Annotated in this window: 21 protein-coding genes; 10 read left to right on the top strand and 11 right to left on the bottom strand. The window is 58.3% G+C overall.

Annotated elements, in window-relative coordinates:
- The first annotated feature begins 87 nt into the window (after positions 1 to 87).
- From VXJ24_RS00950 to hflX, 4 genes are read left to right on the top strand one after another with little or no spacing between them, the layout of a single operon-like run.
- Positions 88 to 405: a stage V sporulation protein S gene (locus VXJ24_RS00950; protein ID WP_330971047.1), complete on the top strand. Its 318-nt coding sequence runs from the start codon at positions 88 to 90 to the stop codon at positions 403 to 405.
- 1 nt (position 406) lies between these two features.
- Complete coding sequence (gene miaB, locus VXJ24_RS00945; protein ID WP_330971046.1) at positions 407 to 1774, top strand: tRNA (N6-isopentenyl adenosine(37)-C2)-methylthiotransferase MiaB; 1368 nt, start codon at positions 407 to 409, stop codon at positions 1772 to 1774.
- Complete coding sequence (miaA, locus tag VXJ24_RS00940) at positions 1771 to 2694, top strand: tRNA (adenosine(37)-N6)-dimethylallyltransferase MiaA (protein ID WP_330971045.1); 924 nt, start codon at positions 1771 to 1773, stop codon at positions 2692 to 2694. Before miaB ends, miaA begins: the two co-directional genes overlap by 4 nt.
- Positions 2694 to 3986: a GTPase HflX gene (gene hflX / locus VXJ24_RS00935; RefSeq protein WP_330971044.1), complete on the top strand. Its 1293-nt coding sequence runs from the start codon at positions 2694 to 2696 to the stop codon at positions 3984 to 3986. The genes miaA and hflX overlap by 1 nt, the downstream gene beginning before the upstream one ends.
- 25 nt (positions 3987 to 4011) lie before the next feature.
- On the opposite strand, the gene VXJ24_RS00930 is transcribed toward hflX, so the two are convergent.
- Complete coding sequence (locus tag VXJ24_RS00930; protein ID WP_330971043.1) at positions 4012 to 4761, bottom strand: heparan-alpha-glucosaminide N-acetyltransferase; 750 nt, start codon at positions 4759 to 4761, stop codon at positions 4012 to 4014.
- A 4-nt stretch (positions 4762 to 4765) separates the two neighbouring features.
- The gene (lexA, locus tag VXJ24_RS00925; RefSeq protein ID WP_330971042.1) at positions 4766 to 5416 is read right to left on the bottom strand and encodes a transcriptional repressor LexA; all 651 of its coding nucleotides are present in this window, start codon (positions 5414 to 5416) and stop codon (positions 4766 to 4768) included.
- Positions 5417 to 5603: 187 nt separating this feature from the next.
- Here lexA and VXJ24_RS00920 point away from each other — a divergent pair, with 187 nt between their 5' ends.
- The 5 genes from VXJ24_RS00920 to VXJ24_RS00900 all read left to right on the top strand — a co-directional run bounded on the left by VXJ24_RS00920 (position 5604) and on the right by VXJ24_RS00900 (position 9584).
- Positions 5604 to 6017: a LysM peptidoglycan-binding domain-containing protein gene (locus VXJ24_RS00920; protein ID WP_330971041.1), complete on the top strand. Its 414-nt coding sequence runs from the start codon at positions 5604 to 5606 to the stop codon at positions 6015 to 6017.
- A gap of 119 nt (positions 6018 to 6136) precedes the next feature.
- Entirely contained in the window at positions 6137 to 6586 is a 450-nt protein-coding gene (gene nrdR, locus VXJ24_RS00915) for a transcriptional regulator NrdR (protein WP_330971040.1), read from the top strand.
- Positions 6583 to 7029 (top strand): dUTP diphosphatase, encoded by a 447-nt coding sequence (gene dut / locus VXJ24_RS00910; protein WP_330971039.1) that lies wholly within the window; start codon positions 6583 to 6585, stop codon positions 7027 to 7029. The genes nrdR and dut overlap by 4 nt, the downstream gene beginning before the upstream one ends.
- Positions 7030 to 7124: 95 nt before the next feature.
- A complete protein-coding gene (locus tag VXJ24_RS00905; RefSeq protein ID WP_330971038.1) occupies positions 7125 to 8438 on the top strand; it encodes an NCS2 family permease in 1314 nt (437 codons plus the stop codon).
- Between the two features lie 198 nt (positions 8439 to 8636).
- Complete coding sequence (locus VXJ24_RS00900) at positions 8637 to 9584, top strand: NAD(P)/FAD-dependent oxidoreductase (RefSeq protein ID WP_330971037.1); 948 nt, start codon at positions 8637 to 8639, stop codon at positions 9582 to 9584.
- A gap of 345 nt (positions 9585 to 9929) precedes the next feature.
- Here VXJ24_RS00900 and VXJ24_RS00895 read toward each other — a convergent pair whose 3' ends face one another.
- The 8 genes from VXJ24_RS00895 to VXJ24_RS00860 all read right to left on the bottom strand — a co-directional run bounded on the left by VXJ24_RS00895 (position 9930) and on the right by VXJ24_RS00860 (position 16780).
- Complete coding sequence (locus VXJ24_RS00895) at positions 9930 to 11555, bottom strand: ClC family H(+)/Cl(-) exchange transporter (protein ID WP_330971036.1); 1626 nt, start codon at positions 11553 to 11555, stop codon at positions 9930 to 9932.
- Between the two features lie 87 nt (positions 11556 to 11642).
- On the bottom strand, positions 11643 to 12176 hold the full coding sequence (locus VXJ24_RS00890; RefSeq protein WP_330971035.1) for an adenine phosphoribosyltransferase: 534 nt from the start codon (positions 12174 to 12176) through the stop codon (positions 11643 to 11645).
- A 27-nt stretch (positions 12177 to 12203) separates the two neighbouring features.
- Positions 12204 to 12989, bottom strand: coding sequence for a transcriptional regulator FtsR (ftsR, locus tag VXJ24_RS00885; RefSeq protein ID WP_330971034.1), 786 nt, complete (start codon positions 12987 to 12989; stop codon positions 12204 to 12206).
- 4 nt (positions 12990 to 12993) lie between these two features.
- On the bottom strand, positions 12994 to 13374 hold the full coding sequence (locus VXJ24_RS00880) for an FHA domain-containing protein (protein WP_330971033.1): 381 nt from the start codon (positions 13372 to 13374) through the stop codon (positions 12994 to 12996).
- Positions 13375 to 13469: 95 nt separating this feature from the next.
- Positions 13470 to 13850 carry a RidA family protein gene (locus VXJ24_RS00875; protein ID WP_330971032.1) on the bottom strand — a complete coding sequence of 127 codons (381 nt, stop codon included), beginning with the start codon at positions 13848 to 13850 and terminating at the stop codon, positions 13470 to 13472.
- Positions 13851 to 13873: 23 nt separating this feature from the next.
- Entirely contained in the window at positions 13874 to 14737 is an 864-nt protein-coding gene (locus VXJ24_RS00870; RefSeq protein ID WP_330971031.1) for a hypothetical protein, read from the bottom strand.
- Entirely contained in the window at positions 14722 to 16005 is a 1284-nt protein-coding gene (locus VXJ24_RS00865; protein WP_330971030.1) for a D-alanyl-D-alanine carboxypeptidase family protein, read from the bottom strand. Before VXJ24_RS00865 ends, VXJ24_RS00870 begins: the two co-directional genes overlap by 16 nt.
- 49 nt (positions 16006 to 16054) lie before the next feature.
- On the bottom strand, positions 16055 to 16780 hold the full coding sequence (locus VXJ24_RS00860; RefSeq protein WP_430623802.1) for a CDP-alcohol phosphatidyltransferase family protein: 726 nt from the start codon (positions 16778 to 16780) through the stop codon (positions 16055 to 16057).
- A gap of 168 nt (positions 16781 to 16948) precedes the next feature.
- Here VXJ24_RS00860 and VXJ24_RS00855 point away from each other — a divergent pair, with 168 nt between their 5' ends.
- Entirely contained in the window at positions 16949 to 17890 is a 942-nt protein-coding gene (locus VXJ24_RS00855; protein WP_330971028.1) for a patatin-like phospholipase family protein, read from the top strand.
- Positions 17891 to 17977: 87 nt separating this feature from the next.
- Here VXJ24_RS00855 and VXJ24_RS00850 read toward each other — a convergent pair whose 3' ends face one another.
- Complete coding sequence (locus VXJ24_RS00850; RefSeq protein ID WP_330971027.1) at positions 17978 to 19465, bottom strand: radical SAM/SPASM domain-containing protein; 1488 nt, start codon at positions 19463 to 19465, stop codon at positions 17978 to 17980.
- Between the last annotated feature and the right edge of the window lie 31 nt (positions 19466 to 19496).

Below are 19496 nucleotides of genomic sequence, written 5' to 3'. Positions count from 1 at the left end.
GATGTACGAAGTGGTATATGGCAAGACCATATGCAGTGTGTCCCGAGAATGAGGGGCACAAGATAGAGCGAACTTCCAGGAGCAGGTATGGACTTCCTCAAGGTTTCGAGCAAATCTTCCCCCGCATCGGTCGCGGGCGCCATTGCCGGCATGGTGAAGGACGGCGTGCCCGTGAATGTGCAGTGCGTCGGTGCAGGTGCGGTGAACCAGGCCATCAAGGCTGTTGCCATCGCCCGCGGATTTCTCATACCGACAGGAGTCGACATCTCCTGCGCTCCCACCTTCTCCGATATCGAGATCTGCGGCGAGAACAGGACGGCAATCCGCATTGCAATCTACGTCCACAAGCTGACGCCGCAGACACTTTCACAGACAGCCCCTACTGATACGAGGACGGTTTCATAGCATGCAGCATTACCCGCAGTTGGCAGGAAAGACCTACTATGTAAAGACGTTCGGGTGCCAGATGAACTTCCACGATGCTGAGCGGGTGGCGGGCCTGCTTGATTCGTGTGGCTGCCTCGAGGTCGGTACCGTCGAAGAGGCAGATATCGTCGTATTCATGACGTGCTCAGTGCGTGAAGGAGCCGATACGAGGCTCTATGGCACTGCAGCGAATGCAGCAGGGGCTGCGCTTCCGCCTTCTGGCAAACGCATCGTGGCCGTCGGTGGCTGCGTAGCTCAGCGTGCAGGCGCAGAGCTCAAGAAGAACATACCAAGTGTCGATGTCGTCTTCGGCACCGGCGCCTTGGCATCGCTGCCTGAGCTTCTTGTCGAGGCCTACTCGGAGAAGAAGCACAAGGTGCTCGTCGATACGAAGGAAGACACCGAGCATTTCTCGACCGAGCTTCCGAGCCATCGAGAGCTCCGCTATCACGCCTGGGTGCCGATCATGACGGGGTGCAACAACTTCTGCACCTACTGCATCGTGCCGTATGTCCGTGGACGCGAGCGCTCGCGCACGATGGAGTCCATCCTCCTCGAATGCAGCGGGCTTGTCGCTGACGGCGTGCGCGAAATCACGCTTCTGGGCCAGAACGTGAACTCCTACGGCACGAACATCTACGGGAAGCCCCGGTTCGCAGAGCTTCTCCGCAAGGTAGGAGAGACCGGTGTCGACCGCATCCGCTTCACGTCTTCGAATCCCATGGACCTCACAGACGATGTCATTGCCGCCATGGCAGAGACGCCCAATGTGATGCCCCAGCTCCATCTTGCTGTCCAGAGCGGCTCTACGAGAGTCCTGAAGGCCATGAACAGGCGCTATACGAGAGAGCAGTATCTCGACCTTGTCGGACGCCTGCGCTCTGCCATGCCGGACCTTGCTCTCACGACCGACCTTATCGTCGGCTTCCCGGGAGAGACAGAAGAGGACTTCGAGGATACGCTTTCGCTCGTCCGCGAGGCAGCCTTCGATGCGGCCTATACCTTCATCTACTCGAAGCGTCCGGGAACTCCTGCAGCGAAGATCGAAGATACGACGCCTCACGAGGTCATCCAGGAGCGCTTCGACAGGCTGGCACGCCTCGTCGAGGACCTCTCCTACGCATCAAACCAGCGCGATCTTGGTACGGTCTCCGAAGTGCTTGTCGAGGGTCCCTCCAAGAGGAATGACGAGATGCTTGTCGGCCACAGCCGCAAGCTTCAGACCGTCCACTTCCCGCTGCGCGAAGGCCAGAAGGCAGAAGACCTCGTCGGCAAGCTCGTCGATGTGAAGGTCGATGAAGCGAAGTCCTGGTATCTCGAAGGCATGCAGACAGGCGATCCCCGGTGAAAGGCGACCGTGTCCTCTGCATCGTCGGCCCTACTGCATCGGGCAAGAGTGCGCTTGCAGATGAGCTGGCATGCCGTCTTGCAACCTCCGTCATCTCTGTCGATGCGATGCAGGTCTATCGCGGCATGGATATCGGCACAGCAAAGACACCGGTATCGGAACGCAGGCGTCCGCTCCTTATGGTCGATGTCGCAGATATTGGCGATGCCTATTCTGCGCAGCTCTTCCAGGAGGAAGCGCGCAGCTGCATCGATAGCCTCTGCTCGGAAGGAAAGCTCCCCATCCTCTGCGGTGGTACGGGACTCTACCTTGATGCCACGATAGACGATATGGTCTTCCCGAAGGGCGATACGTCGTCCGAGACGCGCAAGCGCTATGAGAAGATGGCTGAAGACGAGGGCAGCGAGGCCGTATATGCACTCCTCGAGAGCCGGGACCCTGCTTCTGCCGAACTCATACACCCGAACAATGTGAGACGTGTCATCAGGGCGCTTGAGCTCCTCGATGAGGGAAAGAGCTACGCCGTGCAGCACGCTGGCCTCCATGAACGGGCACCATGGTATGACGCTTCGATCTGGGGCATAGCCATGGATCGCGAGCGGCTCTACAGGAGGATCTCAGTACGCGTGGACCAGATGCTTCAAGACGGCCTCGTGGATGAGGTGGAAGGTCTTGTCGCTGCTGGGTTCAGAGACACGCTTACCGCGATGCAGGCCATCGGCTACAAGGAGATCGTGGACTGCCTCGAAGGCTCCTGCACGCTTCCCGAAGCGACCGAAGAGATCAAGAAGCGCACTCGCCGCTATGCAAAGCGGCAGCTCTCCTGGTTCAAGCGCGATGGCCGCGTGAAATGGCTCGATCTGGACCAGATGGACACGAACGGCGCTGCAGATATGATCATGGAGAAGGAGATGCTCTGATGCCCCGATTCAAGGCGCAGCCGACAAAGCTCGAACCGGATCGCGCGATTCTTGTCGGTGTCGATACTGGGACCGGCGAATGGTCTCTCGACGAGTCGCTGGCTGAGCTGGGGCGCCTGGTCGAGACAGATGGGGGAGAGGTTGTCGCCACGCTTGCACAGCGTCTCGAGGTTCCTGTGGCGCGCACCTATCTGGGTTCTGGCAAGGCTGAGGAGCTCAGGGACCTTGCGCGCTCTCTCGACGCGGATGTCGTCGTATTCGACGACGAGCTCTCTCCGTCACAGCAGTCAAATCTCGAGAAGATTGTCGGCTTCCATGTGAAGGTCATCGACCGTACCGCCCTCATTCTCGATATCTTCGCTGCCCATGCAACGACGAAGGAAGGACGTCTCCAGGTTCAGCTGGCCCAGGCAAACTACCTGCTGCCGCGTCTGAGAGGCATGTGGAGCCACCTTGTCGGCGAGCAGACGAGAGGTGGCATCGGTTCCAGGTTCGGCCAGGGCGAGAGCCAGCTCGAGGTGGACCGCCGTCTTGTCAGGAAGCGCATCAGCTTCCTCACGCAGGAGCTGAAGGAGCTCTCCTCCCAGCGCCATACCCAGTCGAAGGCACGCTGGGAATCCGGTGTCTGGAGGGTCGCCCTCGTCGGCTATACGAATGCAGGCAAATCGACCATACTCAACAAGCTTACCGGATCTTCGGTATATGCGAAGGACGAGCTCTTCGCGACGCTGGATCCGACAACACGTGCCATCGAGCTTGAAGAAGGCCGAAAGATCACTATCACGGATACCGTCGGCTTCATCCAGAAGCTTCCGACCCTGCTGGTGGAATCATTCAAGTCGACACTCTCCGAGGCTATCAACGCCGACCTGATACTCAAGGTCGTCGATATTTCGGACCCGCATGCGGAGAAGGAACTCTCGGTCGTCGACAGCATCCTGAAAGAGATCGGTGCCGACAAGATCAGAAGCGTCGTTGTCTATAACAAGAGCGACCTTGTGCCTGAGGAGGCTCTGCGCCAGCTCGAGGCAATGCATCCGGATGCTGTCTTCATCTCGGCACTCGATGGCAAGGGACTTCGCGGCCTGCTCTTCCGCATCGCACAGGAAGCTGCAAAGGGCGATATAACGATGACGGTGGAAGTGCCGTATGAAAAGGGCATCCTCATGAGCATGCTCCATGAGAGATGCCAGATACTTCATGAGGAATACCACGAAGGCGGGCTTAGAGCCACTGCCAAGGTTCCTGAGCGCCTTGCAGGCACTTTCGAGCCTTACCGTCTGGAGAGCTGAGAAAGCCTCGTGGTGCCGGGATGCATCATAAGAGCTGTGTCCCGGTAGCAGCTGCGCAGATGAGAAGAATTGCAGGCTGGTGGAAGATATAGAACGCAAGCGGGTGCCTGCCGACGAATTCGAGTGGCGGGCAGGCAAGCTTCCTTGCGGCATCAGGATATCCCTGCCGCTTCCAGAGCTTTCCCAACGCTGCCCCCGAGAGATACATGAAGAGGAAGGGGAGCACGGGATAGTAGTCGCCCGAGGCAAAGCCTGGTCCAGGAATGCCGAGCCATGCAAGGCCACGTATCTGATAGAGGGCGCGGGGGAACGGCACGGCAAGGGGAGGAAACCCGAAAGATTCTCTCGGCAGTCCATAAGAGATGAAGAAGGCGACCCAGAGAAGGATGGCAGCTTTCCATCCATCAGGAACATGCCCTGCCTTCTGCAGGAGCGCATAGATGAGCGTGCAGGCGCCCATGCAGAAAATGATGCCGAAATTTATCGGCGTATCGACAGCTGCAATGGTCGTGACAGTCCAGATGGCTGCAGCAAGTGCCAAATAGCGTCCTGCGCGCTTCAGGTTGTTCCTCGAGAAGCTGCACATGACGCCTGCGATGAAGAGGAAAGTCCAGGAGATGGAGTCTCGCCAGATATCCTCGAAAGGCGGCGCGAACCATGCAAGCCTGAAGCCGAAGATAGCAGTCAGGTCATAACAGACATGAAACCCCATCATCGAAATGACAGAGAAGCCACGGATGATATCGAAGAGGCGGAGACGCCTGGATTCCGACACGGCGCTAGCTGATTGAGCGGATGAGTGCCGTCACACGACCCAGGATGCGCGGGTTCTCGGCGTAGATCGGCTCCATCGTGTCGTTCTCCGGCTGGAGGCGGATACGGCCATCTTCGCGGTAGAACGTCTTCACGGTTGCAGAATCGTCGATAAGCGCGACGACGATCTCGCCGTCATGTGCATCGTGCTCTTCCTTCACGACGATGTAGTCACCGTCGAAGATGCCGGCATTGATCATGGACTCGCCATGAACGCGCAGGACGAAAGATGATGCATCGCCGACGATGCTGGTTGGCAGATTGAGGCGCTCTTCAACATTCTGCTCAGCCAGAATCGGCTGGCCTGCAGCGACGCGGCCGACGAGCGGAAGCGAGATCGTATTGCTGTCTGGGTCTTCGGTGACCTTGGCAAGATGCAGGCCCTCGTCGTGCTCGGAAGGATTGTTCACGACCTCGATGGCACGGGGTTTCTTTGAATCCCTCTTGATGAGGCCCTGCTCCTGGAGGACCTGGAGATGCATATGCACGGTCGAAGGCGATGCCAGACCGACTGCGGCGCCAATCTCGCGTACCGAGGGTGGATAGCCATGCTCGGCGCTATAGGAGCAGATGTACTCGTAGATGCTTTGCTGGCGCTTGCTGAGCTTCTTCTTCATGGGAGTCCTCCTTTTCCCTGGTTCCATCATACGATATTTCACATTAATCTGCAAACAAATGTTCTGATAACTATTGACACGTACTAGTGTTCGAGCAATAGTATACAAAACAGATGTTCGCTCATGCAATGCTGTCGGCGGCGATTGCTATAAACGTCAGCAGCAACGATGAGAGAAAGGCTCCAACATGATCGATGGAAACAGCGCACTGTTCGATGGCAACGCAGCACTTGCAATGGACCCAGCACCCGCATTCGTCCTGCACGAGGGAAGGGCGCATCGCGAGGAACAGGCAAAGCCTGGACGCGGCAGCAAGGTCTTCACTGTTCTGGCTGCCGGAGCGATCGCCGCTGCCTTCCTCGGCGCTTGGTATGCAGGAGACGCACTCCAGAATGCAAGGCTTCGCCAGGCAGAGGCTTCCATCGAAACGGAGAGCTATACAGTGAAGGACCAGGATACGCTCTGGAGCATTGCTGCGGCACATGGTGCTGAAGGCATGAGCACCGACCAGATGGTACACTGGCTCCAGGACGAGAACGACCTAGATTCCTCTTTCCTCCAGCCGGGCCAGACGCTTACCGTTTCTGCTGCTCAGGCATAAGCTGCGACCGTCTGCACGACGAATTGCTGTATTACATTTCGACTCAAATTTAAATACGGACAGCGCGGACCCCGCTTTATGTGATATGTTCTTTCTGTTGAAGAGCACAAGGGGGATTCATGCGCTGTCCAAAGTGCGGGTGCGAAGAATCGAAGGTAGTAGATTCGAGGCCCTCTGAAAACAACGATGCCATTCGCCGCAGGCGTGAGTGCATCCAGTGCGGCTACAGGTTCACGACCTATGAAAGGCGAGAGGAGACTCCGCTTACTGTCCTCAAGAAGGATGGCACCAAGGAGACATTCAACCGCCAGAAGCTCATGCGCGGCCTTGTTGCCGCAACCGTCAAGAGGAACATACCTATATCGAAGCTCGATTCGCTTATCGACGATATGGAATCGGAGCTTCGTGATTCCGGCGTCTCCGAAGTGAGCTCGAAAGAGATTGGCGACATGGTGCTCAAGCGCCTCGTGAACCTCGACAAGGTTGCCTATGTGCGCTTCGCTTCCGTCTATCGCGACTTCAAAGATATCGATGAGTTCAACGAAGAGCTGAGGAGCCTGAGCAAATGAGCGAAGACCATATCATCCTGCCGATAAAGCGCCTTGACGAAGAAGTGGAACTGCCAAGCTACGCCTATGAGGGTGATGCTGGTCTCGATCTGCGTTCCGCCGAAGATGTGGTCCTTAAGCCGTTCGAGCGCCGTCTTGTGAGTACAGGCCTCGCCATCGCCATTCCTGATGGCTATGCAGGCTTCGTGCAGCCTAGAAGCGGTCTCGCGCTTCGTGAGGGCCTGTCGATGGCAAACACGCCAGGCCTCATCGATGCCCATTACCGTGGCGAGCTCAAGGTCTGCGCCATCAATCTCGACCCTGAAAGAGAGATTCATATCACGAAGGGCGAGCGCATAGCCCAGCTTGTCATACAGAAAGTCCCCCGCGTCAGCCTCATGGAAGTCGATTCGCTTGATGAGACAGACCGCGGAGTGGGCGGATTCGGATCTTCCGGCGCCTGAGAGGGGCGTCGTCGATCGGCATGCAGCGCCCGTTTCCGAGCCGGGCGCCGCATGCTTTCCCTGCAAGGTTTTTCAAATAGGAAAGGACCTCAAGGATGGAGCAATTCTTCAAGCTCAAGGAGCGTGGAACGTCTGTCGGCCAGGAAGCACGTGCCGGCCTTACAACGTTCCTGGCGATGGCCTACATCATCGCCGTCAACCCCGCGCTCATGGTCATCGCAGGCGTGCCTGCCAATGCTGCTGTCACGGCAACGTGCATCGGCGCCGGCATCATGACGATTCTCATGGGCGTCTTCGCAAACCGCCCGCTTGCCTGCGCTTCCGGCATGGGCATCAACGCAATTGTTGCCTTTTCGCTCACCGCTCTTGATGGCGGAGACTGGCATGCCTCCATGGCAGTCATCTTCATCGAGGGCATCGCGATCCTCGTCCTCGTTCTCTGTGGCCTGCGCGAGGCTGTCATGGATGCAATCCCTGTGCCTCTTCGCCATGCCATCTCCGTCGGCCTTGGCCTTTTCATCGCAATGATCGGCCTCAAGGACGGCGGCATCATCGTCGCCAGTGAGTCCACGATGGTGAGCCTCGGCGAGGTGACGAGCCCGACCTTCATCGTCGGCCTCATCTCCATCATCGCCACGGTCATCCTTTATACGATGGAGGTGCCGGGCTCCCTTCTCATCGGCATCATCATCGCTGTCATCGCCGGCATCCCTCTGGGCGTCACGGCTGCTCCTAACGGCGTCGTTTCCGCTCTCGACTTCTCGAGCTTCGGCGCTCCGTTCCAGACCGATGCCAATGGTGTCATGGGCATTGCGAAAGTCATAACGACGCCCATCCTTCTTGTCTATGCCTTCTCGCTCATGATGTCCGACTTCTTCGACACGATGGGCACTGCCATGGCAGTCGCCAAGCAGGGCGACTTCCTGAACGACGATGGCTCTGTCGAGGACATCAAGCAGATTCTGGTCGTCGACTCCGCAGCTGCTGCTGTGGGCGGCTTCTGCGGCGCTTCCTCCATCACGACATTCGTCGAATCTTCCTCGGGCGCAGCTGATGGTGGCCGCTCCGGCTTGACCTCGGTCTTCACCGGCATCTTCTTCATCATCGCTGCCTTCTTCGCACCGATCATCACCATCGTGAGCTCCGCTGCAACCTGCGGCGCCCTCGTGGTCGTCGGCTACCTCATGATGGGCGACGTCGTCGACATCGACTGGACGAAGATCACGGATGCCTTCCCGGCATTCCTCATCATCGCTGGCATCCCGATGACGTACTCGATCTCCAACGGCATCGGCTTCGGCTTCATCGCCTATGTCCTCATCAACCTCGCGACCGGCAAGGCAAAGAACATCAAGCCGCTCATGTGGGTTGCAACCATTGCCTTTGTGGTCTACTTCCTGCTTGTCTAGCAGATAGGGCCTCAAATCGCCTCTCAGAGCCTTCTGACATGCAGTCTATCTGCTGCTGGAAGGCTCTTTTCTCTTGCAAAGATATATTGCGCGCAATATAATATGGATATGCTATGTGGGGGATAGCATTCTCATGTATAGACCATGCCCCCAAGGGGCATCCTTTGAGCAGCGAATACAAGAGCAAGGAGATATGCCATGAGCGACAAAGTACTCGATCTTGTCATTGTCGGTGCAGGTCCTGCAGGACTCACTGCATCCATCTATGCACAGCGCGCAATGCTTGACAGCGTCGTCCTCGAGCAGGAGGCCGTGGGTGGCCAGATTATGCTGACCGCCGATGTGGACAACTATCCAGCAGTGCCGCATACGTCAGGCTTCGAGCTTGCTGACGCGATGCGCGGCCAGGCTGAGGACCTTGGTGCAAAAATCGTATCCGACCAGGTGAGCTCCATCACGCAGGACCCTGAGACGAAGATCTTCACGGTCACGACGGCGGAGGGCACCTATGAGTCCAAGACCGTCATCCTGGCAGGCGGCGCGACTCCTCGCCATGCCGGCTTCGAGGGCGAAGAGAAGCTTGGTGGCCACGGCGTGTCGTACTGCGCCACGTGCGACGGCATGTTCTACCGCAACAAGCAGGTCTTCGTGATTGGCGGCGGCAACTCAGCCCTCGAGGAGGCGCTGTTCCTGACGCGCTTTGCCTCCAAGGTCACTGTCATCGTCCGCAAGGACCATGTCCGCGCCCAGGCTGCTGTCCTCAAGAAGATCGAGGAGAACGAGAAGGTAGAGATTCGCTACATGACAAGCGTCGTGAAGCTCGAGGGCGAGACGCTTCCTGAGCGCATCACGTTCAGGAACAACGAGACCGGCGAAGAGACGACCGAGACATATCCGGCTGGCTCCTTCGGCGTGTTCGTATTTGTCGGCCGCGTGCCGGCAACGAAGCTCATCGAGGGCATGGCAGATCTCGACGAACGTGGCTATGCTGTGGCAGACGAGACTGGCAAGACGAAGACGCCGGGCCTCTTTGTTGCAGGAGACATCCGCGAGAAGAAGCTCCGCCAGATCGTGACGGCTACAGCCGATGGCGCAAACGCTGCGACTGCTGCAGCAGAGTATCTCGGCCAGCACATCGATTCGTGAGAAGGCTTCCGAGAGAGTATATATGCTTCGAGAGGGGTCTGGAGAGAGCAGCTCCAGTCCCCTCTCTTTTCGTCCAGAAATGTCTGATAATATATCTTATGTAAAGTAAGACTCTCAGAAGCTTCTACATAGATGCTCCCCTTGCTATCATGATGGGGCCTTCAAGGCACTTTAGGCCATATTCCTCTAAGAGCTTCTGAGAGGCATTCTAAGACGCCGATATATCCCAAACATAACCGATGTTCGTGTATGACTGCCAGCGTTGCTCAAACAGGCTCTCAGAGCCTTGTTTTGCAGCATGCCGTATGGATTTTTCTCACGGACGAATCCAAAGCAGGAATATGGCTATGAATGGTCCTGCGGGCTTCGATCCGCATCTGCCGTGCCTTCGATATCGCGTCTGAAGATGGTCGGCCGGCAGAGTTCCTGAATCTTTCGGTCATCTTCCAGCAATGACGATTTGGGGACTATAGCAGTGATGACATCAGTGGGTTCGAGCTTCGTCGTGCCGTGCGGCGTGATACGCTCGCCGGCGCGCTCCACAAGTACGATGAGCGTACCCTTCGGCCACGGCAGCTCTGCCACGGTCCTGTTCTCAGCCTGGCTGCCAAGCGCTACATGATAGGTCCTGAGTGCAATGCCGTGCTCTTCCTGTGCCGCAATTTCCGGGTCGAGGTTGCCCAGAAGCTTGGTGAGCAGATGCTCGTAGAATGCGTCGATTTTGAGCAGATTCGCCGTGACGAAGGCAATCATTGCGACGATGCTTACGGACAGCAGATTCTCGAGGCTTCCTGTCAATTCGAACACAAGTACGATTGCGGTCACAGGGGCCCTCACGACCGCTGCAAAGAGCCCTGCGATGCCGAGATAGATGAAGTTCATCATATAGAGCGTCGACGTGCCGCCGACAGCGTTTGCAAGATGGCAGAAGAGCGCGCCTGCAAGCGAACCCATGACGACAAGCGGGAAAAGCGTGCCGCCAGGTGCGCCCGAAGCGAAGCTGATGGTCGTGAAGAGATACTTCCCTATCAGCAGGAAGAGGATTGCCTCCCAGGTGAGTGCCGTCGGATTCATGAGCTTCTCGATGATGGCATCGCCGCCGCACATGAGGTCGGGCAGCGTGAAGGCAATGACGCCGGAGATGGCAAAAGGAATGGCGAGCCTGCTATAGGGTACCCAGTGCTTGATCTTCCCATAGAGCGCCTGGCAGCCGAACATGCCAGCGTTGTGGAGCGCACCCAGGATGCCGCAGTAGATGCCCATGACAGCGACGAGCGGATATGAGACGTGCGGCAGGTTCGTGACGAGCGCAAAGTTGAGCGTTGGCCTCACGCCGAGCACCTGAGAGACAAGGAAGTCTGACATGATCGCTGATGCCATCGCCGTGATCACCAGGGATGCCGAGAAGACCTTGTGGATCTCTTCGACGGCGAAAAGGACGCCGGTAAGCGGCGCATGGAAGGCTGCTGCCATGCCCGCTGCAGCGCCGCAGGTCACGAACAGCGACTCGTGGTCGCGGTCCTTGTGGAGGGCCTTCGAGACTGCCTTTCCTCCCATGCCGCCGAGCATGACGGAAGGGCCTTCGCGGCCAAGCGAGAGGCCGGCAAAGGCACAGAGCGTGCCTTCGGCGAACTTTGCTGACATGACACGGTACCAGGGCATATCGATGCGCCCTATGGCTTCTGCATCGGTCTGCGGAATGCCCGAGCCCTGCGTATAGGGCTCCCAGAGCAGGAGCTTCGAGACGATGATGAGGACGGCTGCGAGCGTGACGAACCAGAGAAGGATCTGGAGAGGATGGCCTGCTGCGGCTCCGGTGATGCCTCTCATGAGCTTCTCTGCGCCCGAGAGCGCCATGCGATAGAGCACGACGATGCCGCCGCCGGCAAGGCCGACAAGGGCGCCTTCGAAGACGAGCCGGGCCTGGTTCGGACGGGAAAGGCTTCTCTCGAGATATCCCAGATGCTTCACGCGGCCTATCCTCCCAGATAAAGAAAAGGAAGCTGCCGGCATGCATTCCGGCAGCTTCCAGAAATCGATGCTAGCTCTAGGATAGCCCTACTGCACCTGGATGAGGGTGAAGACTTCCTCGTCGTACTTCTTGGCGATCTCCTCGCGCGGATGGAGATAGGTGAGCTCGAGCATGAAGGAGAAGCCGGCGACCTTGGCGCCGCTCTTCTCGACGAGCTCTGCCGTAGCGACAGCCGTGCCGCCGGTGGCGACGAGGTCGTCGACAATCAGAACGCGGTCATCAGGCGTGAGAGCGTCCTTGTGGATCTGGAGCTCATCCGTGCCGTACTCGAGTGCGTAGGTCTGCGAATAGACCTCGCGCGGAAGCTTGCCGGGCTTTCTTGCCGGGACAAAGCCAGCATTGAGCCTGTAGGCGACAGGGGCGCCCACGAGGAAGCCGCGGGCCTCGGCGCCGACGACCTTCGTGATGCCCTTGTTGATGAAGTGATCGGCGATATCGTCGATGGCTGCAGCCATGCCCTGGGCATCGGCGAACAGCGGGGTGATGTCCTTGAAGATGACGCCTGGTTCAGGATAGTCAGGAATGCTGACAATCAGGCTCTCGTAATCGACGCTCGACAATGCAGGTCCTTTCCTTGGGTGATCGGTCTATCTATGTTCCAGGACATCTTGCTGGTCTGAGCCGAGCTCCATGTCCTTGAAAGCCTTGCTGAGCATGCGGCGTATCAGCGTATCGCGGATCGTGTCCGTGAGCGCAAGCACTTCGTCGGTTGCCTGAGCGAACTCGATGCGCTGGGAAGCGGAGGGGTCCTCTCCCCTCTTGGCATAGAGCGTACCGAGCGCCTGCTCGAACATGCCCTCCTCGCGGTTCGCTGCGACGACATACATGCGGAGATTTCTGGGTCCTATGCCGTAATGGCGGAGACGCTCGGCCGCACGGATGATCGTGAAGTCCTTGCCGTCCACCAGGTCTCTGCCATGAGGCGATTTCCTGAGTGCCAGGACGCCGGCGTCGGCTAGCTGGCGCACGAAGCTCACGGGAGCTCCGGTAAGCTCTGGCATGCGGTCGATTGGATGGAGCTTCGAGATCGTCTCCTCGTCGTCCAGAGGAAGAGATGCGACGGTGCTAGCGCCCTGTGCCTGCGCTTCCTGGGAGAGCGCCTGCTCGAGCTCCGCAGTCGTTGCATTCTCGTGCTTGCCGAGCTCTTCCTTGATGACGGAAAGCGGCATGAAGCGCGTCTTCTGGAGGTACAGAATCGTCTCGAGGCGTTTCACATCGCGCTGTGAGTAGAGACGGTATCCGCCAGGGGTCCTGGCAGGAGTCAGGAGCCCTTCATCCTCGAGATAGCGTACCTTCGAGATGGAGAGCTCGGGATATTCAGGCTGCAGCTTCTTGACGACCTTGCCGATTGTCAGATATCCCGCATCTGCCATGCGTCTACGCTCCGGTCTCGATTCTCGAGGGGATGCGGTTCGTATGGAAGATCAGGCGGAAGGTGCCGATCTGGATGGTGGAGCCATCCTTGATATAGGCCTTGCTGATGATTGCGCCATCCACCCACGTGCCGTTGAGCGAGCCCAGGTCCTGAATCGTGACAGCTCCGGAGTCGAGGCCGGAAAGATCGATCACGGCATGATGCCTGGAAACCGTCATGTCGTTCAGGAAGATGCTGTTGGAAGGATCGCGGCCAAGCGTGATCTCGGGATCTTCAAGCTCGAAGGTCTCGCCGCTCTGGGGACCCTTGACGATGGTGAGCGAAGGGTGCTTCCGCCGTGCCGCACCCATGAGATCGGGAATCGTGGCATCGGTTGCTGGCATACGGAAAATTTCAGTCTTATCGCCCTCGGGAGGGTTTGCTTGAGGCTGCATTGAGGCTCCCTTCACAGTGCTTCTTCAACATTTCCATTCTAGCGCTATCTGCAGGCGACACAGTCCATCTCGATGAGGGCATCAAGAGGAAGTTTCGAGACCTCCACGACGGAGCGTGCGGGGGCCGGCCTTCCGAACCGTTCTGCATAGACGGCATCCATTGCGGCAAAGTCCTCCATATGCGCAAGATAGACCGTTGTCTGCGCGACATCGGAAAGCTGGCAGCCTACTTCGGCGAGAAGCTGCTCGGCCAGATCGATGACGCGGTTTGTCTGATCTTCGATGCCTCCTGCGACAAGGCATTCCGGGTCGACCTTGTCGAGGGCGATCTGTCCCGATATGAAGACGAAGCGTCCTGCAGTCGTTCCCTGAGAGCTCGATCCCATAGCGTCAGGGAAGCCGTGGGCATTGATGGCATACTTCATGAAGACCTCCTCGAGATGCTCTCTCAGGACAGAAGCGCGCGAGCGCCGACGAAATCATGGTCCTTCCTCATGATTCCCCAAGCCTTTAGGCTCGATGCATCCACCTCATGGGGTTCTGCATCGAGCAGGAGCTTGCCCCAGGGCAGCGTCTCGGAAAGACGCTGCCGGCAGACAACGCGCCCCACCGGTGTGAGTGCCTGGAAGGAAAGAAGGCTCCTCCAGACGATGCGTGCGTATGAAGAAGGAACGAGCACGAGGTAGCTCGGCCGGCTATCAAGCTCAGGCGAGAGCACGAGCGTCGCTATCGTCCCATCGAGCGATACGTCGGAGATATGTCCAGCACGGGGCAGCTCATCGTCTTTCCTCACATAGTCGTGCAGGATGGATGTGGCAGCATCGCCCCAGAGAAGGAGCGGCACGAGTGCGGTGCTCTCCTCTTCAAGATCGAGTGCAGCGTAGGGACGGTAGCCATTCTGCTCGATATCCGACAGGAACGAGAGCCATGCTGCAAGAAGATCGGCAGAAGGGCTCGCGTCCCAGAGCACGTATTCCTCGTCTCCGGTCCTTGCCAGAAGCGGCACGGAGACCAGCCTGCCATCGCCCATAAAGACAGGCTCGAAGGCGCACTCCCCGACTGCAAGCTTACTGCCGCCAAAGGCAGCAAAGCAGAAGGCCTCTGCCGCAGTTCCTGCGATCCTCAGCGCATAGAGGCCTGAAAGATCGCAGAGCGCCGTGCCATCTGCAAGCGCTGATGCCTCTGCGTCCTGATCGGCATAGCGAAGAGGCACGTCCGGGCCTTCTTCGTCCAGAGATCCCATGAGGGCGCCGAGCAGAAGATGCTCTGCCTCGAGGACGATCTTCTCTTCTTCGTTCACTTCATCTGCCATGCGGCAAAACCAGCTTCCATTGGAATGAGTATTTCATCGATGCTGCGCTGCTTGGGATAGGGATATCCCGCCACATAGGTGGCCTCGGCAACCTGGCGTGTGCCCTGCGTCCAGACGATGCTCTGCCAGCAGGAGCCGGGAAGCGCTGCTGCCTGCGTGCTCGTGATGCTGGTCTCCACGATGTCGTCTCCACCGTACTCTGCATAGCCTGTGACAGACTCGATAGGTGTGACATCGAGAACCCAGCCGAAGTGGTCGGCAAAGGCAAGCGTGGCTGCCTTCGTGCTGGCTTCTGCCAGCGGCAGCGTCTCAAAGGCATCGGAGAATGCCCACGAGATGAGCGCCTTCGTATCCGTGAAGCGGCCTTCTTCTGTTGTGCAGCCAAGGACGCATGTATAGACCCTTGTGCCGTCCTGCTCATAGGCACCGAGGAAGGCCGTGCCGCTCTCGACTGCGCCGGTCTTGATGCCGAGCATGCCTGCAGCCGTCTGGAGCAGCGTATCTGTGCTCTTGAACGTCTTCTGCGTGCCGCCGATTGCGGTAGTGACCGAAGAGCGGCGTATCGTCTGCGCGATGACGGGATAGTTCGCAAGCGCATACCGGCCCATGAGGGCAAGGTCTGCGGCTGCCGAGTAGTGGCCATCCTCCTCGAGGCCTGAGGGATTCATGAAATGCGTGTGGGTCATGTCGAGCTCTTGAGCTTTGGCATTCATGGCTGCGACAAAGGCCTCGCGGCTGCCAAGGACATTGGCAGCAAGCTCTTCTGCTGCATCGTTTGCCGAATAGACGAGCATGACCTTCAAGAGCTCGCGCACGGTCGTCACATCTCCTGCAGCATAGCCGGCAGCCTGGGCGCCTTCCTCGAGCGTGATGTCAGAACAGGTAACCGGCATATCAAGATCATCGACATTGTCGAGCACGACCATTGCTGTCATGATTTTCGTAATCGATGCCATGGGCATCTCGGCGTCGGCATTCTCTTCCCAGAGCACATTGCCGTCGCTATCCGTGACGATGGCCGCCTTTGCCTCAGAGAGCGTAGGTGCGGTCCCCTTGGAGGCGCTGACTGCACGGGTGATGGTCGCGGTCCTTGTTGCTGAAGCAGAAGATGGGGCCGGGGTGGCTGAGTTCCGAGGCAGGAAGACGCAGACCGCCAGGAGCGCCACGGCAGCAGCGGCGCAGACAAGAGCGATGAGGACTGCTTGCCTGCGGCTTTCAGCCTTGCTGCCCGGCTGCTTCGTAAGATGCTTCGCGTGCTGCTGCTTCATGCTCTTTGCTTTCCTGCCAGAGGCTTCCTGCTTCGATCTTCTGGCCTCGCTATTGCTCTTCCTGCTCCCGTGCGGCAAGCGCTTCGTGCTTGTAGCCGATGCCTTCCTTCGTATAGATGACGGCAGTGATTGTCGAGGTGATGATGCCGACATAGACGAAGAAGATGCCGAGAGGCGCCGCGACGCTGTTGAGTCCTGGCAGCCAGGAGGCAGAGACAAGCCCCAGCCCGTGGATGACAGGAGCGCCGAGCAGAAGGTCGCAGAAGCCGAACATCAGAAGCGCTGTCGTGACCTTGCCGATATAGATGACATCGACGGGACGCTTGCGGTACTTCTGGAGGGCAAGCATGCCGAAGAACAGGTAGACGTCGCGTCCGATCACGAAGATGGCAACCCAGAGCGGAAGCTCGCCGGTGATCACAAGGCCAAGGACGCCTGTGAAGAGAAGGATGCGGTCCATGACGGGGTCGGAAATCTTGCCGAGCCAGCTTACCGTCTGCGTGCGGCGTGCAACCTGGCCGTCGAGGAAGTCGGTGACTGCTGCCACTGCATAGCAGGTGAGCGCTGCCACCCTGTGCTCATGCTGGATGAAGAGCATGAGGAAGACGATTGTCAGGATGAAGCGGCAGAGCGTTATGACGTTCGCAGCGGTGAGAATCTGGTTCGAAGGGTTGTCGGGAGTGCCAACAGGACCCAGATCCTGCCCGGCTTCCTGCTTCGCAAGAACTTCAGGTGCGACCTTCGCCTTTGCGCTGCGTTCTATCTGTTTCCTCAATGACAAAGCGTTGCCTCATGTCTTTCAATCGAGCTCGTGACTTATCCATACTACCCAATGAATGTCGAGAAACGCAATTCAGGACACCAGGCGCCACAATTATCGTCGATGCTCCAGAAAATCGGGCATACTAAGCTTGCTTTCACAGACTCTGACAAAGGGGGTCCTATGGCCAGAATCCAGGGTGTAGGTGTCGCTTTCTGCGGTGGCGGCTTCCGCTCGTTTGCAGAAGTTGCCGCTATCGAGGATATGGAGCGCAACAATATCGAGATCGGCGCAGTTGCTGGCACATCGATGGGTGCCCTTGTCGCTGCCCTTGCCGGTATAGGCATCGACTCCCGGCGCATGGAAGAGCTCCTTGTCATGATGGACCAGAAGATCGTCGATGAGGGCGTCCTCAAGATGAACCCCATCAAGCTCTTCAATGCTGTCGGCACGCATGGCATCATCGACTCTGCCATCATGGAGCGCTTTGCAAGAAACATTCTCGATGAGGCGGGCATCTATACCTTTGCAGACTTCAAGAAGCCCGTTGCCCTCTGTGCTGTGGATGTGGTCACGGGTGAGCTCTGCGTCTTCACGAACGACCCTGAACTCTTCCACGACGAGAATGGCAACTGGCGCATCCTCTCCGACGAGAAGCTCGAGGTCGCAAAGTGCGTGACATGCTCCGCTTCCTATCCGCTTGTCGTCACGCCTACCGCCTATATTGGCCGTACCTTCATGGATGGCGGGTGCCGCATGAATTTGCCGACGCCGCTCTTCGACCGCTCCATGGTGGACGCTGTCGTCGGTGTCGGCATGATCCGCCATGCCCGCCCGATTCCTGACATGACGCCACTCTCGATTGCAAAGAAGACGATGAACTGCGGAGCCAACCAGCTTGACCGCATCTACTCGCAGGCAGCAGACATCTATATCAATCTGCCGGTCTCAGGAGACGACGCGTTCCAGGCAGGAACAGGCGAGCAGGTCATAGCGGAAGCGCGCCAGATGATCGAGGAACACCCCATAGACTGGTCCGCTGCCCGTCCGTCTGCGCTCACCGCCGTGCGACGTGCTGCCGTGGATGCATTCCTGCGCATGGTCAGACAGCACGCAGTAGAATAGGCCATCCCATCAGCAATCATGGCAGAAAGAAAGAGCCTCGGTCACCCGGGGCTCTTTCCTGTCTCTGCTGCGTGTTGGCTGCGAAGGCTACTTCGTGAACTCGGTGCCGGCTGCAATTGCGGAATCGAGCTCGGCATCCTTTTCGGCAAGGCGCTTTGCCTTCTGGTCCACAGGCATCATCGAGATGTTGTCCTCATAGACCTTCTTTCCGGTGGGGTGCTCTTCACGCCACAGGCGATCGGCCACAGGAGCCCATGCCTTCGCGTAAGGAGCGGTCCTCTTGCAGAGGTGGTCGACATCTTCCGGCGTCACATACTCGGTCGACTTTGCGCCTGACTCGTGCACGATCTCAGGAAGGATCTCGGGGTTCTCGAGCATCGGGCACGGACGGAGCATATTGTCGTTCCAGGGCCAGTGAGCACGGTATGCCTGGAAGACCGGCTGCTGGAGGCACTCGAGGAGCGACTTGTCGTGGATGTTCGCATTCGAGTAGTGGATGAAGACGCAGGGCTCGACATCGCCGCGAGCGGTGATGTGGCAGAAGACGCGGCCGCCCGCAATGCAGCCGCCGACGAACTCGCCGTCATTCTGGAAGTCCATTGCCATGATCGGCTTGCCGCCCTCGTAGTCACGCACCTCGCGGATGCGGTGCAGCATGTACTTGCGCTGCTCGAGCGTCGGCATGAGGTCGGCATTGGCGCCCTCGCCCACCGGCATGTAGTGGAAGTACCATGCCCAGAGCGCGCCCTTCTCGATGATGAGGTCGTAGTACTCATCGGAAGTGACAGACTCGACGTTGTTTCTTGTGTAGGCCGTGGAGACGCCGAAGGCAAGGCCGTTCTCGCGCATGAGGTCCATGGCAGCCATAACCTTGTCGAAGCAGCCATCGCCACGGCGGCCGTCGTTGGCATCCTTGAAGCCCTCGAGGGAGAGCGAGAATACGATGTTGCCGAGGCGCTTGACGTCGTCGCAGACCTTCTGGGTCACGAGCGTGCCGTTCGTGAAGAGGCCGAAGATGCAGTCATTGTGCTTCTCTGCGAGCTTTGCGACATCCTTCCAGCGGACCATCGGCTCGCCGCCAGTCATCATGAAGAAGTGGCAGCCAAGCTCCTTTGCCTCGGAGACGATCTTGTCCATATCGTCGAAGGAAAGGTTCAGCGACTTCGAGTAGTCAGCAGCCCAGCAACCGACGCAATGCATGTTGCAGGCGCTCGTCGGGTCGAAGATGATGATCCAGGGCACATTGCACTGATACTTCTCGGCAGACTGCGTCGTCTCGCGCAGGCCGCGGAATGCTGCCTCATAGGCACCATTGAGCGTTGCGGTCTTGAGGATGTTCGGATCGAGACGGTTGGCAAGCCCGATCAGGAAGTTTTCCCACTTGGAGCCTGGATAGAAAGCCTTCCTGAGCGAAATTGCCATATCCGGTGCGGTGTCGGAAAGAAGCTTCACGCCCATATCGAGGAACTTCTCGACAGCCTCCTCGGGGTGGTCGCTCTTGACGCCCTTTATTGCCGCATCGAGGGCAAGGCTGAATGCCTTGCGCTCTGCAGCATGTGCCAACTTCGATTGCATGGTCACGCACATCCTTTCTTGCCTAGGGCAA

This window comes from Olsenella kribbiana (genome assembly GCF_036408795.1).
GTDB classification, from domain to species: Bacteria; Actinomycetota; Coriobacteriia; order Coriobacteriales; family Atopobiaceae; genus Olsenella_L; species Olsenella_L kribbiana.
The sequence above is the reverse complement of the archived record's forward strand: the minus strand, read 5'-3'. Positions and strand labels throughout refer to the sequence as shown.

Coding starts and splice junctions, on each gene's coding strand:
- VXJ24_RS00950 (WP_330971047.1), top strand. CDS start 88: ATGGACTTCCTCAAGGTTTCGAGCAAATCTTCCCCCGCATCGGTCGCG.
- miaB (WP_330971046.1), top strand. CDS start 407: ATGCAGCATTACCCGCAGTTGGCAGGAAAGACCTACTATGTAAAGACG.
- hflX (WP_330971044.1), top strand. CDS start 2,694: ATGCCCCGATTCAAGGCGCAGCCGACAAAGCTCGAACCGGATCGCGCG.
- lexA (WP_330971042.1), bottom strand. CDS start 5,416: ATGAAGAAGAAGCTCAGCAAGCGCCAGCAAAGCATCTACGAGTACATC.
- VXJ24_RS00920 (WP_330971041.1), top strand. CDS start 5,604: ATGATCGATGGAAACAGCGCACTGTTCGATGGCAACGCAGCACTTGCA.
- nrdR (WP_330971040.1), top strand. CDS start 6,137: ATGCGCTGTCCAAAGTGCGGGTGCGAAGAATCGAAGGTAGTAGATTCG.
- dut (WP_330971039.1), top strand. CDS start 6,583: ATGAGCGAAGACCATATCATCCTGCCGATAAAGCGCCTTGACGAAGAA.
- VXJ24_RS00905 (WP_330971038.1), top strand. CDS start 7,125: ATGGAGCAATTCTTCAAGCTCAAGGAGCGTGGAACGTCTGTCGGCCAG.
- VXJ24_RS00900 (WP_330971037.1), top strand. CDS start 8,637: ATGAGCGACAAAGTACTCGATCTTGTCATTGTCGGTGCAGGTCCTGCA.
- ftsR (WP_330971034.1), bottom strand. CDS start 12,989: ATGGCAGATGCGGGATATCTGACAATCGGCAAGGTCGTCAAGAAGCTG.
- VXJ24_RS00880 (WP_330971033.1), bottom strand. CDS start 13,374: ATGCCAGCAACCGATGCCACGATTCCCGATCTCATGGGTGCGGCACGG.
- VXJ24_RS00875 (WP_330971032.1), bottom strand. CDS start 13,850: ATGAAGTATGCCATCAATGCCCACGGCTTCCCTGACGCTATGGGATCG.
- VXJ24_RS00870 (WP_330971031.1), bottom strand. CDS start 14,737: ATGGCAGATGAAGTGAACGAAGAAGAGAAGATCGTCCTCGAGGCAGAG.
- VXJ24_RS00865 (WP_330971030.1), bottom strand. CDS start 16,005: ATGAAGCAGCAGCACGCGAAGCATCTTACGAAGCAGCCGGGCAGCAAG.
- VXJ24_RS00855 (WP_330971028.1), top strand. CDS start 16,949: ATGGCCAGAATCCAGGGTGTAGGTGTCGCTTTCTGCGGTGGCGGCTTC.
- VXJ24_RS00850 (WP_330971027.1), bottom strand. CDS start 19,465: ATGCAATCGAAGTTGGCACATGCTGCAGAGCGCAAGGCATTCAGCCTT.